The sequence below is a fragment of the Paenibacillus sp. P36 genome (genome assembly GCF_045866505.1).
In the GTDB taxonomy this organism is placed as follows: domain Bacteria; phylum Bacillota; class Bacilli; order Paenibacillales; family NBRC-103111; genus Paenibacillus_E; species Paenibacillus_E chondroitinus.
This window is the reverse complement of record NZ_AP038372.1, coordinates 2,500,479-2,517,117: the sequence shown is the minus strand read 5'-3', so window position 1 is coordinate 2,517,117 and position 16,639 is coordinate 2,500,479. Positions and strand designations below refer to the sequence as shown.

8 protein-coding genes are annotated in these 16,639 nt (G+C 44.2%); all 8 read right to left on the bottom strand.

Annotated elements, in window-relative coordinates:
* Position 1: 1 nt before the first annotated feature.
* The 8 genes from ACKTT9_RS11440 to ACKTT9_RS11405 all read right to left on the bottom strand — a co-directional run bounded on the left by ACKTT9_RS11440 (position 2) and on the right by ACKTT9_RS11405 (position 16,633).
* On the bottom strand, positions 2-1,738 hold the full coding sequence (locus tag ACKTT9_RS11440; protein WP_407871647.1) for a sensor histidine kinase: 1,737 nt from the start codon (positions 1,736-1,738) through the stop codon (positions 2-4).
* Between the two features lie 175 nt (positions 1,739-1,913).
* Entirely contained in the window at positions 1,914-6,911 is a 4,998-nt protein-coding gene (locus tag ACKTT9_RS11435; protein WP_407871646.1) for a hypothetical protein, read from the bottom strand.
* A 192-nt stretch (positions 6,912-7,103) separates the two neighbouring features.
* Positions 7,104-8,321 (bottom strand): GDSL-type esterase/lipase family protein, encoded by a 1,218-nt coding sequence (locus ACKTT9_RS11430; RefSeq protein ID WP_407871645.1) that lies wholly within the window; start codon positions 8,319-8,321, stop codon positions 7,104-7,106.
* A 17-nt stretch (positions 8,322-8,338) separates the two neighbouring features.
* Positions 8,339-10,555 (bottom strand): FAD-dependent oxidoreductase, encoded by a 2,217-nt coding sequence (locus ACKTT9_RS11425; protein WP_407871644.1) that lies wholly within the window; start codon positions 10,553-10,555, stop codon positions 8,339-8,341.
* A gap of 100 nt (positions 10,556-10,655) precedes the next feature.
* Positions 10,656-12,281, bottom strand: a complete 1,626-nt coding sequence (locus ACKTT9_RS11420) for a response regulator (RefSeq protein ID WP_407871643.1) — start codon at positions 12,279-12,281, stop codon at positions 10,656-10,658.
* Positions 12,272-14,017 (bottom strand): histidine kinase, encoded by a 1,746-nt coding sequence (locus tag ACKTT9_RS11415; RefSeq protein WP_407871641.1) that lies wholly within the window; start codon positions 14,015-14,017, stop codon positions 12,272-12,274. The genes ACKTT9_RS11420 and ACKTT9_RS11415 overlap by 10 nt, the downstream gene beginning before the upstream one ends.
* Positions 14,018-14,105: 88 nt before the next feature.
* Positions 14,106-15,692, bottom strand: coding sequence for an extracellular solute-binding protein (locus ACKTT9_RS11410; protein ID WP_407871640.1), 1,587 nt, complete (start codon positions 15,690-15,692; stop codon positions 14,106-14,108).
* Positions 15,693-15,763: 71 nt separating this feature from the next.
* Positions 15,764-16,633 carry a carbohydrate ABC transporter permease gene (locus ACKTT9_RS11405; protein WP_407871639.1) on the bottom strand — a complete coding sequence of 290 codons (870 nt, stop codon included), beginning with the start codon at positions 16,631-16,633 and terminating at the stop codon, positions 15,764-15,766.
* Positions 16,634-16,639 lie beyond the last annotated feature (6 nt).

Genomic DNA, 16,639 nt, shown 5'->3' with positions numbered 1-16,639 from the left:
ATTAACTCTCCTTGATAAAGTTTATTATTAGATCTACTCGTAAGCCTCCGTGTTGGCTGCGGGAGACGAATACTCCGCTGCCCGCCCCATACTTCAGTTGAAGTCTGACGTTTACATTCGTCATTCCCGTCTTCTCTTTTTGCTCCGCACTGCTCGCAAGTTTTATACGCAGTTGTTCAAGCTTTTCGTCCGTTAGCGACTTCCCGTTATCTTCTACCGTAACACGTATGCCTTGCTCCCGATAATCAACACAGAGGTAGACGATACCCTGCATCGTTCCGTCTTCAAAGGCATGTTCAAATACATTCTCTACAATGGGTTGAATAATCAGTCGAGGTACCAGTACCGACTGTATGGGATCCCGCATTTCTACATATTCATAGCGGATGCGATTCGAAAACCGAATACACTGAATTTCGCAATAATCGAGCGCATGTCGATACTCCTTAAATAAAGGCACCTCATCGGACCCACTCCTCGTGATGTACTGATAGTAGCTCCCAAGCTTCTGTGAAAGCTCAGCAGCGGTATCCGAGTCCCCCGTTTTACACATCATGTAAATATTAAAGAAACTGTTATATAGAAAATGCGGGTTAATCTGCGATTGCAGCTGCTTCAGTTCCGAATGCTGAAGAGCAATTTTCTGTTCATAATTTTCTTCTATTGAGCGCTTCAATCGATACGCCATCCGGTTAAAGCTGTTAAATAAATAATGGAACTCGTCTTTTCGTTTTGACTCAATACTCAAATTCAAATTATCCGTTTCAATCATTTGAAACGCCTTGGTCAGCTTGGAAAGCGGTTTATGAATCATGAAGTGGATCGAGAAAGAATAAAGAAGAAGCACTGTAATGGTGATAGCAAAGATCGCATAAAACCAGGTAGTAAACTGACTCAGCTTGCTTGTCAGTTCATTCTGATTGACATACATAATCAGAGACAAATTTAATGAACTGACTTGACTGTGCGTGATGAAATAGCTTGTGCCATTTATTTTCTGAATGATGGGTTTGTTCGCATTACGTTCACTCTGTTCCTCAACCAGTGACAGCACCGTAGGGATAACCTCCGTGTCTTTTGTAGTAGAGAGTATACTTCCCAGCTTCTCTTCTCCCAGCAGTACTGCTGACTTCTGGTATAGCGCCGCAATTTGGTTCAAGGCCGCCAATAACTTGCTTTTAGAAATTTCGATATAAGACATTATGCCTGAATTGTTTTCGCTTTCAATAAATAACATGCGATCTCCCAGTCTATAGAAAGACGGCTTTGGCGTGGTTTCCATTAACGTGGAGATCATCCTGAATGTCTCATTCGGCGTACTCTCAACGCCGTTCATCATGGATATCATTTTGCCCACCGACTTGATATACACCCCTGCATCGACCACATAATCGCTTGAGCTTTGCAGCGTAAGCAAACTGTCTTTTATTTGATCGATTAGTTGGACCTCTTCAAAATTCTCAATCGTGCCGCCTACAAAACTTAGTTTCTGCAGATCTCGGTTGTTCATGAACAGCAGTTGTTGGTTCCGAATAAAATATAACTCATTGTCGATCTGCTTCGAATAAAAGGACGCTCCGGCAACCGCCGATTCGGATATTTCATCCTTAACAAAAGCTAACCCTTTGTAATTCACCCCTATATTCATGACGACCAAAGGAATAAGCAACACGATAAACACGATCACAATCTTCTGATAGACGAGCCATCTGGATCTGCCAGCAGCCTGCAGCTTCATTTCATACCCCCAGCCTTATTGTTAAGAAATGTATAAGAAATGTATGTCTTTCATTATCATACGTTTTTATGTATCTATCAACAGGCAGTCGAGATTGTATTGTTAACAAAAAAAACCGAAAGTCTGAGTACATACTCATACTTTCGGTTTTTTGTTTAATTGGTGAGCTGAAGGATTACCGTTCAAACTTGACTGCATCAACCCTCGTATAAATCATATCAGCAGGAAGGGTTGGCGGATCTACCGTAGTTGGAGTCTCCCTAGTTAAACGAACATACTCGCTGCCGTCTCCTGTAAAGTCGAACGTTCCAAGATTAACCCAACCCGACGAGCCGACTGTCGCATCGATATACGTGACCTCGGTAACAGACTGATGCTTCACTTCCACTTTGACATGATTATCGTTTGCCGTTGTATGGACGATCTTGTAGATGGAGACCGTATATCTCCCTTCTGGAAGCTGGGCTTTCCAAGTCGCCGATGAGCCTTGAACGGTAGAATAACGTGACTTAACACCAATTTTGTAGCCAGCTAAATTACTTTGACTCCAAGACCCTTCCGTCGTGTATAATCCCGTCGTATCCGTGCTGTCGACGATAACCGTCAGATCCTTAATCGTTATAGCCAAAGATGGTGTTGTTAAGGTCACTCCATCCATCGTAACAGTGGCCCACACCGTGATGTGATCTGTGACTCCATCTAGGCTTCGAAGAGTCAACAAACCGCTGCTGTCCACTTCAGCAAGATCGGTTCTATCAACGAAATACTGCACATTGGCATGGCTCAGATCACCGATCAGCCCGTTGTCCAAATAACCGGTTACACGCAGTTGAGCAGCTTGAGTCATTTGCAATTCGTCCCTATTCGACTTGATGGCCACCGACTCTAATTGGAGCGTCTTATTAGGGTCCACCCACATCATGGCATCTGCAATTACCCGTGACTTATTGGCCTTATTGGTTAGTTCGACATACCCGCTATCCCCTGATGCAAAAGGATAGGCGCCAAGGAACACCCACTTTCCATCGGCCTTTGACTGATCAACGGTAACCGTCTCGGAGCCCCCGCTATAATAAATGGTAAATGAGGCATTGGTTGCCCAATTTTCGCTTGAGGCTGTTATTTGCGGTAGCTTGTAGTACACGCTATAGGTGACACTTTCAGGAAGATCTGGTCGCCAGGCAATTTTGCTTGTTTCTGTACCCGCTGTCGATTTGGCATATACATAGTTATCGTAATAGTAGTCATTGGCCGTTGTATCTCGTATCCAGACACCTTCTAAATCAGCCTCCGTATTATCCACAATGATCGATGGCCCTTGCTGCCAATCCGGTTGGACTGGCGTTGTCGCTACCTGATCAGCCAGATATAGCGTCCGTTTGCGGGTCTGTTTCCCATCGGATTCCACATAATAAGTGAACGTTTGGGATAAATCATTTACCCGTATCGACCATTCCATCGGATAGATCGTATCTGGAACGGTCGTGTACGTGACACCGCCATCCAAAGAGTAATGGATCGTCGCTGGCTTTGTTGTCTTTGCTTCCACATAAGCATCGTAGGACGTTTCGTCAGGCTTGACGATTAGCATGCCCTTAACAGCATCTATAGGACTGTGGACATCGAAGAAATAACTGGCATTCGATGTATCGGCCGTTCTAACCTGATGCAATGGTACATCAATGTCTAGCCCCTCCACAATGATAGCTGTTATTCCCTTGCTTGAAACTGTGGCCTGTATAATTCCACCACTCATAACCGCTTGCACGGGTGTCCCGTTATCGCGAATGATGGTTACGTTATAATCTTGTGCTGGGTTGAACCCGATCATTTGTGCATTCAATTCGATTGGAGTCTGTACCTCAACCTGGGATTCGTTGCTTAAACTGATGTAGAATTTATTTCCGCTTTCTCCCGTTATCCAGTTCAATTGCGGATGATTAGTCTGGATAATGCCTTTGGGCATCCAGAGCCACACGTTGGAATTGCCGTAAAATTGACCTGGTTTATTCCCATAAAGATGATATTTGAACCATAAAAAATTAGTTTCAAATACGGACGGGAAGGTGATACTCCCATTTGATTTCAGCGATTGTTCACTGATTAGATAATCCATCGTTTGCCCTAGCTGCGCCGGCATATGGTGATAATAGATGGATGTAGCCCCGCTTGGACCTTCGAGAGGAAAATCAGGCTCAAGTTGGCTAACAGCGAAGCCCTTATAGTAATAACCCGGATAGCTGGCATATCGTCCGATGACCGCATTATGAGCGATATCCTGCAGCAGTTTATCGCCTGTATAGAGCGATAATCTCATCATAAATGGAGCCTCTTGAGCATTCATCCGGTAATAGCCGGTTGTACTTCCCGCTTCAAATGTCAACCCGTTGGGTGAAACAAGCCAACTGTCCGCTTGTACGCCCCCAGCTACATCTTCAGGGAGCTTGCTCCTAGGATATGCGTATTTACCACTTTCCGGCCAATGGAACGATTCCGCGTAATTATACGTCTCCGGCTGCGGTATCGTAACGGTGCCTTCAGGAACCGGACGAGCAACGAACATGGTAGCGTACTGCTTCGCTTCCTTGTAGGCGGCATTCAAGTATTTGGGATCCTTCGTTTCTTCGTAAAGCTCCAGAATCTCCATCCACAGCTTGCTATAATAATAAATAAACTCATTTTTACTCACGTTTACAGATGCAGGTGTATCGATATTTAGAGCGATATAGCTGTCGGCTGCATCCTTGGCAGCCTGTAAGTACTGCGCATCCCCCGTCATCCGATACATCATAAGAGGCTGAATGACAGGCCCCCGATCTTTCTGATCCGGATCTCGCACAAGGTACTCTTCCTGCGCCAACGCTCCGATACCTGCCGTAGTGCCCAGCATTTGATTCACAGCGGCTGCGCTTGAAACATCGAACGGCAAGGTTGCCATTTTCCATAATGACGGCACGCCGTATATCGACTTCTGCGTTGGCGACCAACCAATGCCATTTCTCGAGACACCGTACTCGATGGACGGCAATGCCCTCTTATCGTAAAGCTGATTGTCCCCCGTCAGATAATAGGCCCCTAGAAGAGCCGCGTTTGATGTTGTTCGAACGCTATCCTCGTTCTCGATATCAATGAAGCCCTTAGCTCGGTTCCACCAGCCGCTGGGCGATGGAACATAATTAACAGAGTCATCCCCTTGCGGTTCGATCTTGAGCAAATCGATCATATTGAACATCGCATCTGTAAGTGACTGATTCGCGACATTTTCCCTGTATGCTGAATAACCGTATTCACTGCGGAGTATATCTTCGTAGGCCTTATACAGACTGCTGTTTTGAGCGATTAGCCCCATATGGAACTGATACGTGCTTTCAGCGGTCATCTGCGAGTAGGTCCCTAGTTGCGGCGCATAAAGAATCGGCTGCACAGTGCCTTCGTTGTTGACAAGACTCATGCCAAGCCGTTGTTGGGTAACGCCTCCTGTCGGTTCAAACTCGACGTGGAGCTCCTCTGACGGTACAAATATCCCATAGGACAAAGCTTTCCCCGCTCCGTCGTTCTTCTCAACCAAACTCATCGGAGCGCTTAGCTCCCTCAAGCTTGTTGATTCAACCGATCCTACCATTTTAGCATGCGATCTGAAGCCATTTAACACTTCATTAACACCAGAGGCTAACTCTGTTGTGAAAGATTGATAGCCAATGACATAATTCCCATTCCGTCGTGGGGTAAAAGCGAAGGAGACATCAGGTTTGTCCCCAGACAGGGACCAGTTCACTTGTAAATCGTAATCGCTTTCATGCAAAGAATCGGTTAATACGGCAGTATGGCTATCAGGAAAATTGATCCCATCAAAGGTAATCCACCGTTTGTTCATCGTATCGTAGTAATTGGTCCGACTCCCTGCATTCCCGTCCAACAGGACCCATTGTTCTTCAAGTCTTTCCGCCACATGATTGATTGGTACCCAGTTCCCTGTTTCTGTGTCCTTATAGAACAGATCACGAACGATGGATTTGCCTCCATCCCAAGCAGCTTCATAGAAAGTCGCCTTATAGTTTGCGTTCTCGATGCTGCCTTTTTCCGTATAACTGAGATTCGCCAATGTGCGACTGCGCAGCGGAGGCAACGGTGGAGCTTGCTGCCGAATATTCCCTTCGAACTTGACGCTATCTGCCCGCGTAATGATGGTGCCCGTCGTTGGTTGCGTTCGAGTCAGTCTGACAAATTCGGTATCATTACCGCTAAAAACATACTCCCCCAAATCAACCCATCCAACAGCTGGGCCTGATGAAGGCCTGAGATCCATAAACATGACATCCGTAATCCCATTGTGCACAATTTCGATTTTTACATTACTATCTGCTTTATCTGCCCAATTAAGCTTGTTAAACGATATTCTCGCCGTTCCTGCTTCCAATCGCGGATTCCATGTAATGCTTCTTCCCACAGCATCTGTATAGCTGGAACTGGAATTATTATACCCCTTCACTCCTGTACTCGTGCTCCAATAGGGAGCTGAGTATCCGTTAGTCTTGTTATCTACATCAGTGGTGACGACTCCATCAATCGTGAGACTTCCATCATCAATAATGATCGTCTTATGAGGCTCTCTCTGCTGAATATTCCCTTCAAACTTGACCGCATCCGCGCGCGTAAGTATCGTGCTAGAGCTGCTGGTAGACCGGGTCAATTTAACGAATTCTTCACCTGTCCCGGAAAAATAATACTCTCCCAGGTCAACCCATCCTGCTGGAGCTCCGAATGAAGGCCTAAGATCTATAAATTGAACATCTGTTATACCATTATGCACAATTTCGATTTTCACATTGCTATCCGCTTTATCCGCCCAATCAAGCTTGTAAAATGATATTCTCGCTGTTCCTGCTTCCAATCGTGGATTCCACGATATGGTTCTGCCTGCTGTACTTGTATATTTGGAACTGGAATTATCGTACCCCTTTACCCCTGTACTTGTAGTCCAATTCGGAGCCGAGTATCCATTGCTCTCATTATCTGCATCAGGAGTCACAACACCATCAATTGTGATACTCCCGTCATCGATGATAATTGTCTTGTACGGTAAGGTCTCCGCATTAGCGCTCCTTATTCCAAATAAGCTTAAAGGAACCATCAACGCCATTATGAGAATAAAGAAAAACAGTTTCCTTTTCACCAGATCACTCACATCCTCTCCTAAATTGATTGCGCTTTCAAAAAAGTAATCACCTCCGTCTTTTTATCATAGCAGGTCACATCATCCTGAAATTTCTTTGATTTCAAGAATTTCTTATAAGATTTTAAGTAAAAAAACTACATAGCATTAGACTGCTCAACAGCCGTCAGATGCCATGTAGGTCCTTCGAGGTTATAGGGGCGGCTGCACCACCAACAATTTCCCGAGCTGAATCACCGTTTGGTTGTACCAATCTAGATGCTGCTGAACATGCTCTCTACTTCGTTCATTACCAGATGCTTTAAACACGGCCGCTTTGTCTGTCTTCTCATTATCGATTTCAAAGCGAACCGTATGCTTCCCATTCGGAAGCTCCGGCAAGAAAACATACTGATTCCGATTATGGTCGTTATACGGTGTGAATCTGTCGACAAGGAACGATTCCCCGCCATCCACAGTCACCTTCAGCCTACCGGAATCAGGTCCTCCGATATCGAACAGTCCAATGTGTGTGCCTTGGAACTGCACCGTGATAGCCTCTCCGGGATCGACTGCTCGCCAAAGTCCGGGAAACAACCAATCGTACTTGCGAGCGAGCGCAAAATCATCGGGAGTCACGAAGGACCATCCTGCCGATAAATGGGCATGGTCATCCAGCGACAGCATTGCGGCGTACTCCCATGGATTGGCTGGGACCAGAGGGTTCTGAGGCAGGTTATGTTCAACACTGCCCGAATGAACCCCGAGTTCACGAATCCGCTCAAATGACCGAGTGATCGTATCCGTGTAAATCCGGTGCCCCTCGGGAATGATCGGATGGATCGCATCATGCGTAAAAACAATGACCCCGGGAATGGAATCTCCTGACTCTCCTGACCTTGAAGTGAACACTAACTTTCCTTCCGTCACCAAGCGACTGACCGCTACACCCAGATGAATCGAAGGAATACCGTAATAATCGGCCACTTCTTCTTGCATAAGAGCTCCCTTTTGGTACTCCCCAGACTGAAATCCTGCTACATCTCGCTCCTTTAGCGTATAAACGAACAAGATATCTATAAACCGGCTCCGTTTGCGAATTTGACGGACAATGCCTTCAATCCGCGCCTTGGACTCGGGGACTCCGCCATCGTTACCGACAAACTCCACGAACACGAGATCAGGCTCATGACGAAGCACATCCGTCTCCAAACGGGCGCAGCCCAAATCCGATCCAGTTCCGTCGATGCCTGCATTCACAGTGCGGATATCTGCCTTGGGATATTGTCCCCGAAGCCAATCCGCCGTCATGACCCTATATCCTTCAGAACGCGTATTACTGCCGCCAAAATAAACGATTGATACCGCTTCTTCATTTTCCAACTTCTGAATGACATTAGGCAACCCTCTTCGAGGGAATAATTCCTGCATCGCGACTTCACCTGGCCTCACTGATCATTTTTGGGAGCATACAATTTAACAGCAAACACTTCATGATAAGGCGTACCGTATGTAGCGCGAAAATCGAATCGGATTCGGGTGACACAATTCGCATCCACTTTATGTTTATTCAACGTGAGATAATTTCCACGGATCCTGATTTTCATCTCGGTGCCGTCTTCTAAGGTCAAGGTCACATCATAATCTTGGATAAGGGACTCAATCGGATCGTCAAAATGTTCTAAGTCCAGCTGTGAATTAAAAACAAGATGGATTTCGTCCAGATTTTTAGGACTTGCAAAACTGAATTCCAACCACTCCTGCTCTTCCGTACATTTGGAAATCCAGCCGTTCGGCAGACCATAAGGTCTGGAGTAGCCATTGACGACATTCTCAGGATTATACATATTCTGGTATGGCAGCAGGTCCTTAAAGCAAATGTTCTTGTTGAATTTCTTCAGCCTAGACGGCTCTTCCGGCCTATAATGAAAGCTGACCGCTCCAGTAAGTTTCTCTTCATTACTGTATACGGCAAGCCTCTCTGTACCTTCAAGTACAATGTAGATTTTGTCGTCCGCCGGTTTCGCACAGCCCAGGTTTAACGTAATCCAATCGTCGTAACCAGCTGCAATCGCTAAGCTGTAGTCTTTCAACGCGCTGGTGGGAATATAGTTTTCCTTCCGATCTCCACCAAACAACTTTACAACCAGCGTTTCCGAATGTTCGGAACTATTTTTAATTTTGACCTGTACGCTATCCGCCTCTGATGTCTGAATCGGCAAAACCAAACATAACCCTTGGTCCAAGGGAATCACTTCGGTTGGATGAACATTGTCATAGCTGCGCTGAGATGAGGAACGAATATGTAATCCATCAGCGAAATAAGGATCCAACTCCTCTTTAAGCCCTACTATCGTTTGTCCGTCTCGAAGCAGCAGCCCCTGCAGCTCTCTCATATGAGCCCGGGTTATGTCTGCGGGGTCTACCTCATATTTCAAGCATAACGCAGCCGCGGTTCCAACTGCCTGCCCCATGCAGCCGCAGGTTGCCATTACCCTTGTCGATCCGAAAGCCACATGAGTAGCACTTATATTGCGACCAGCGAACATGAGGTTAGGTATGTTTTGCGAAAATAAACTACGGAACGGAATATTGTATAAGCCAGGCACGAAGTTCCACGCTGTAGCCGGTCCCTCATCGTAGATACCCTTGGCAGCGTGTAAATCCATATACCATCCCCCGACGGATACAGCATCTTCGAAATGCGGCTTCGCTGTAAGATCGTTCTGAGATAACATGTGATTCCCAATAAACCGCCTCGATTCCCGTTTTCCCGGAATCGGGCATACATAATCCAAGATGAGATTGTCTACATCATCAAATTCACCGCTATTTTTGATATAATCCCAAATCCCGTAAACTAATTTCCGCAGCTCTAATGCAATGTCTTCATTGTTTGTAATAATATCCATATGCCCGCCGTATTCCAGCCACCATAATCCGCCGAGCCCGTTGATTTTTCTAGGAAAAGCCCGATGGTTCAAGCCTTTTCTGATACTATCGAAAAAGGGCAACTTCGTAATATCATACGCAAAGCCAGGCCTCTTGTACGGAACGTGATACTCTACATCGCGTGCTTGGAAAAGGATCGTGTCTCCCATAGTGTAGTGATCCGCCACTTCAGGAGCCAGGTCCTCCTTATATTCATGCTTCGCTTCCCTTCCCCAACGAAAGAGAGCGCCTGCCTGATAGCCGACAACCCCGTCTCCAGAGCAATCGATGTAGGTCGGGCTTTCAAAACGGAATTTCCTTTCAGAGGCCAGTTGCAAACCTTCAACCCACTTAATTCTGCCGTTCTCCATTCCCGTTTCATGCACGCATGTATTCAGAAATAGAGAAATGTTAGGTTCATCATAGACCATATCCAATAAGACCGTATCCGAAAGCGAAAGCATAAGCTTTTTGTTATATAACGGATTATAGTGGAAAATTTTCAACTTGAGCTCTTCCACTAACCCGCCCTCACGCGCATAATAGGATGGACTTTTGCCGAGATAGGCCGACCCGTTGATATGAACCCTAACCTCGCTGCTGGCATTTCCCCCAAGAACCGGTCGATCATTGATAAGTGAAACTTGCAGCCCTTGACGAGTGGCAGCAATGGCGGCGCACAGCCCAGCAATTCCTCCGCCAACGACGGTTACATCCGCTTTAATTAGCTCCATTTTGATAACCTCCATGATAAGATACATCTATCATGGTAGTCCTTTTAAACCCTGTTTTTTTACATGATTTCGCGAAAAATTCATACATTTTTTTGCAAACTCATTTGGATTCATACCGTGTTATTTTGATCCGATATTGCTTAGGTGTATCACCTGTATATTCTTTAAACAATTTGCAAAAGTACCCTTCATTGACAATGCCTACTTCTTCGCACAATTCCAACAAAGAATAATCCTGAACATGTAATAACTCGAGAGCCAACTGTATTTTTTTGCGGTTGATGTAGCTAATAACGCCTTCGTTCATTGTTTTTTTGAAAAGACTGCTAAAATACGACGGAGCTAAATTCACTTCCTCGGCAATAGCCTCCAATGTCAAACGCTGTTTCAGGTTTTTATCAATAAATCGCATGGCTCCCATAATTTCTGCTCGATGTAAGAGTTGACCAGCGTGTACATATTCGTATGTAAAGTCGCTAATATAGGCTAGTTGCTCCCGAAATGCCATAAATTCGATGGGAAACTCCGCTACATCCTTATTCTGCGTGCTCCCCGATCTAAATTTCGCAATAATGTCTCTGTAGAAGTCTCGAAGCATAGGAGCCATGATGGACTTATGGATTTTATGATCCGTTACAAATTGGTTAAAATCAGCGAATTCTTTCTCCAGCTCTTCCTTCGCAACCTGTCTGTGCACCCATGCAAGAAAATCAGCCAGTTTTTGCTGAAAGTCATCTCTACTATCATCACGGTAATGGAACCGATGCGTCGGCGTTTTGACTACTTTATCTGCATGATAATAGAAATCCTCACTTACATTTTGAGCTTCTATGTAAGCTTGTTTGATGGATTCCCAACCTCGATGCGGGCTGCCAAAAGCTACAGATACCTTTTGATTCAAATACTGATGCAAATGGGAAACGATCTGCCCCCCCAATAGCTGGCAAGCATATTCCGTATCCATCTCACTACGATTATTTTCCCACGAAAGAAAACCAATAAAACGATTATCGGATAAATCCGTAGCTACACCGCTGCCACAATTCATCACCGTTTCTTCAATGACATTCGTAATGGCATATTTCAAGATGTTTTGGTCAACCGCTGAATATTCATTTCGGAAACTTTCATATTGATTCATTTCAACAATAAAGCAGCAATAGTTGGCTTGAAAGAAATGAAACTGCATACGATTGGCGAAATCCGATGCCCGATAAGAAGGTATTTCGCCTCTGACCAGCTCGCTAAAAAACTGTTTGCGGACTCTATATTTATTTTCAAGAACGGATATGTTTAAAGATTGAAATTCTTCTTCTTTTCTCTTAACCTCATCCAAAATTCCAGCTGCCTTATTCAAAGCCCGATGCAAATTTGCTTCATTTAACGGAACCTTAACAATGTAATCCAATACATTGGCATGAATAGCTCGCTGTGCGTACTCGAAGGATGAATAGGCGGTCAAAAGAATGTATTGGGTATGAGGCAGCTCCGGCTTTAATTGCTCAATCATGGATATCCCATCCATTCGCGGCATAACGATATCGGTTATTACAATATCCGGTTTTAGCTTTAAGATTTCCTCTATCCCCTGCTGCCCATTCATCGCTTTTCCCACTAATTGGAATCGGCATTCCTTAGGAGAGAGCTCTCTAAAAAAAAGTTCCAATCGTTGAATGATTAGATCTTCATCGTCAACGATGAAGCAAGTGTAGTCTCTCACCCACATACATCTCCTTTAAATAAATCTACCGGGAATACGGCGCGAACACAGGTTGTTTCCTTTGGGATGCTTATGATTTGAAGCCCGAACTGCTCCCCATAATGAAGTCTTATTCGACCATGGATATTGTTTAACCCGATTCTTTTCCTTTTTACTTCCAGATCACTCGGTTCTGCCGTTAAAATATGCTTTATTTTATCTACTGGAATTCCCTCGCCTTGATCAATGACCTCTATCATGACGATGTCGCCTTTCCTGTAAGCATGAATCGTAATCGAGCCTTCGATTCCTCCTCCGTTATAGCCATGGAAGATACTATTCTCTACAATAGGCTGCAGCAGCATTCGAAAAACCGGAAAATCCATTAAACCATCTTCAATATGTTCAATCAACTGAAAATGCCTGTTATAACGAATGTTCTGAATCGCGATATAGTCTGATACATTTTGCAACTCCTGACGTAGTGACACCTTCTCCGAAGCATCGGCGATCCCGTATTCCAATATTGAAATGAGAGACCAGATCACCACATCTACTTTTTCTATTTGTCCGAGGTGTATGACATTGCTGATAGCTCCAAGCGTATTATAAAGAAAATGAGGATTTATTTGAGATTGCAGCACTTGGATTTCCAGCTTTCGCTCAAGTTCATTATGAAGCTCTCCTCGCCGAATCAGTTCCACAATTTGCTGCAGCATTCGGTCGAAGGCACGGGAAAGGTCGCCGAATTCATCGTTTCGTTTGATGGTAACTCTCGTTGTCAGATCGCCTTGCTCTACCCGCTTCATTTTTGTTTTGAGCGTATAGAGTGGATTCCTGATATATTTGGCAATAAAAAAAGAAATGAACAAACTTAAGAGAAGACCTGCAACCAGAAGCACGATGTAATAGGCCTCCAATCTGGATAGCGCAGCTTCCAGACGAGATTCATCGTTAATCGAAATGATGGACCAATTGAATTTCTCCGTCGGTTTCTTCAGAATAGAGACCGGTAAGCCCTCTTTTGTATGCAGTTGAAGGCTTGCTCCCGACGTATCAAGAATTTGTTCCGCCGACGTTTCGCCGATTGAAAACGTATGATCTTGAATACTCAGGGGGCCTCTATTCTCCGAGAATCCAGCAATGATTTTGCCCGATGAGGTGATCAGAGCGAGATTCATTTGTTCTTTTTTATTAATCTTAAACAAGGTTTCTTCAATGGCATTTAGATCCAAATCTACCGCAATGGCCATAGGAAGAGGAGAACCGTTCATATATCGAACCATCGTAACGGTCCAGCCGGAATACTTAGATTTATAAGGATCACTGACAAATGTAGTTCTTCTGTTCTTGTCGGCCGCATCAAACAAAGGTTCTCTGTCCGATAAAGGCTCATCAAAAATCCGCGTAGCCGTACTTCCACCTAGAATGGATAAATCACTTTTGATCAAGTAAATGTTACTCACATAATTACTGTTTAGTTCATATAACTCTCTTAATTGCTTTTTAATCACTTCCGTATTGTCAATGTTTGCTTTCACCGATGTTTCAACCGAGAACAAGATTGTCTGGAACGAAGAAAAATTAACCGTCAAATACTGGTCAACTTTATCCAATATTTGGTTCGTGTAAAAAATATCGTTGGTTCTTATTTCCTTTTGAACATAGCGGTAAGACAATTGACTTATCAAGATGATGCAGCTTAATACAAAGGCAAACACAATCAAAAATAGTTTTAAAGGCAAGCTGATTCTTCTTCGCATGGCCATCTTCCTTTTAAATCCGGATTAAACTAAGCATAGCATAGGACAACAAAGAGAGGGGCTATTTATCGCCACTCTCTTTGTTTATTTACTTGATTAAGCCTGCTTCTTTAAATTGCTTAACTGCTGTATCCTTATATGTTTGCATATCAAACTTTGTATCTAATGTTTTGAGGAATTGATCCCAGTTCGTCAGAGGGTCTTTGCCCGACATAAATTTGACCAAGCTTTCATTAATGAAACGTGTGCGGTCCGTTGCCAATGTATCGCTAGGGTCTGCAGTCAATAAATTTCCGGGTAAAGTAGGACCTACATATTGCTGATTGTTCGTGAACGCTTCTGCCGTCTTCGGATTCTGGAAGCTGAAGTACTCGGCATCATCGCCTCGGCGCGGCATTCTATAATGATCGACCCATAGGTACTTTTCTTTCATTTCTTTGGATAATTGAGAGGTTTTATTTTTGATCTTGCCGTCTACGACATCCCAATGAATCCCTTTAATTCCGTATGCAAAATTGGGATACGCTTCTTTGTCCGTAAAGAGATACTCCAGCATAGACAAGATCCGAATGATTTTGTCCTTGTCTGCTTTCTTGGAAATCGCCCATGAATTGCCTTGGAACGATTTTCTCTCCACAATTTGATCACCGTAAGGCCCTTTCATTGGAGGAATAACGATCCATTCCGGAATCTCTCCGCCAATTTCTTTCATCTTCTGCTGATAATCCGGTTCCAATCTGCGAGCATCTCTAATCATGAAGCCAACTTTACCTTTAAATAACTTTTGGTCTAACAAATCTGGTGTAGTCATCGTCACCCAGTCGGGGTCGACAACTTTCGCTGTCATCATTTTATTGATATAAGTGAGAGCTTCTTTCATTTTGGGATCGATAAAAAGGAATACGGGTTTATTGTCTTTCACTTCAATGGCGGAAGGCGGATTAACGCCAAACATCCACATCAAGCTATCGAAGCCGTAGGTTTGCAGGTTGCCTTCTTTATTCATACCGCCTATGAATCCGTACGTATCGTTTTTGCCGTTTCCATCCGGGTCTTTCTCTGTAAAGGCTTTCATCACTTCGAACAGCTCGTCTGGGGTTGTCGGCACTTTCATATTCAGCTTTTTCAGCCAGTCGTTGCGGATAAAGAAGCTTCGACTGATACCGTTTACATTATCATAACCCGGAACGCCAATGGTTTTTCCCAGATATGACGTCGCATCCCAGGAGTCTTTACCGAAACGCTTCTGCAATTCAGGAAATTGATCCAAGTATGGCGTCAAATCCGCAAGAACACCTTGATCATAATATTGCGCGAGATCAGCTCGACTCTTCAAGAAAAGCAAATCGGGAATATCCCCGCCCGCAATGAGCGTATTCAGTTTGGTTGTCGCTTGCCCAGCTTGAGGAACCATCATATCCAAGTCGATGTTCACCGCCTTCTCCAACATTTGACGTTGAATATCTTCCTCACGAGGAGGTATTGGTGCGGCAGCATTGAAAGTACCTTGGTTAAACATCGAAATCTTCATTTTGGTCGCGAACTTGTTAGACTCGGATTGAGGGTTGCTCGAAGCTCCTGGCTTAATTCCCTCTTTGTCCGTACATGCTGACAATAGCGCTCCTAGCCCAACGATAGCAGCCAGAATCGTAAATGAAACCTTTTTAAGTTGCATAGTGACCTCTCCTTTTGCTTGAATATATAATATCACGCTGTATCCGTAACAACCTAGATAGGAATTACTTTTTAACCTTTAATCGATCCTAAGAGTACACCCTTCGTAAAATGCTTTTGCATAAATGGATACACGATCAAGATCGGAACCGTCGTCACAACAACAGCAGCCATTTGCACGGCGAACTTGCTAACCGTTCCGGCATTAGCCATCGATTCAGAACTTTGTGTTGCGATGTTAAGCAAAATGTTACGCAAGACAACTTGCAGCGGCATTAAGTTCGAATCATTCAAGTAAACAATTGCATCGAAATAACTGTTCCAATGCCCTACGGCATAAAATAAGGAAATCGTGGCAAGGACGGGCAAGGACAAGGGTAAAATGATTCTCCATAGTGACTGAAGCTCGCTTGCGCCATCGACTCTCGCCGATTCCTCGATTTCAGCAGGCAATTGCTCGAAAAAGCCTTTAATGATCACCAGATTAAATGCACTAATGAGATGTGGAATAATTAATACCCATGGACTGTTTAGCAATCCCAGAGAGCGGATTAACAAATACGTCGGAATTAACCCTCCACCAAACATCATGGTAAACACAATGAATATTAAAAATGTGCTGCGCCCCGGCAAATATTTTTTGGATAACGGATAGGCCGCTATGATGGTAAAAAACACATTTAGAGCCGTACCTACAATCGTTCTAAACAACGTGATTTTATACGCCTGCCCTATACCGTGAGAAATGAATACTTCTTTGTAAGCTAGAAAAGTAAAGGATTCAGGTATAATCACAATTCCTCTTCTTACTACTTCCGATTCTGGCGTCACTGAAACAGCAACCACATATAAAAAGGGGAGTAAGCAAAGTAGGGATAGTGCAATTAGAATCATATAAACGGCTGCTTGCCATATTTTTTCCCCGACTGTCATGTTGATCATTGTAAA

Coding starts and splice junctions, on each gene's coding strand:
- ACKTT9_RS11410 (WP_407871640.1), bottom strand. CDS start 15,692: ATGCAACTTAAAAAGGTTTCATTTACGATTCTGGCTGCTATCGTTGGG.
- ACKTT9_RS11425 (WP_407871644.1), bottom strand. CDS start 10,555: ATGGAGCTAATTAAAGCGGATGTAACCGTCGTTGGCGGAGGAATTGCT.
- ACKTT9_RS11405 (WP_407871639.1), bottom strand. CDS start 16,633: ATGATCAACATGACAGTCGGGGAAAAAATATGGCAAGCAGCCGTTTAT.
- ACKTT9_RS11420 (WP_407871643.1), bottom strand. CDS start 12,281: ATGTGGGTGAGAGACTACACTTGCTTCATCGTTGACGATGAAGATCTA.
- ACKTT9_RS11430 (WP_407871645.1), bottom strand. CDS start 8,321: ATGCAGGAATTATTCCCTCGAAGAGGGTTGCCTAATGTCATTCAGAAG.
- ACKTT9_RS11415 (WP_407871641.1), bottom strand. CDS start 14,017: ATGCGAAGAAGAATCAGCTTGCCTTTAAAACTATTTTTGATTGTGTTT.
- ACKTT9_RS11440 (WP_407871647.1), bottom strand. CDS start 1,738: ATGAAGCTGCAGGCTGCTGGCAGATCCAGATGGCTCGTCTATCAGAAG.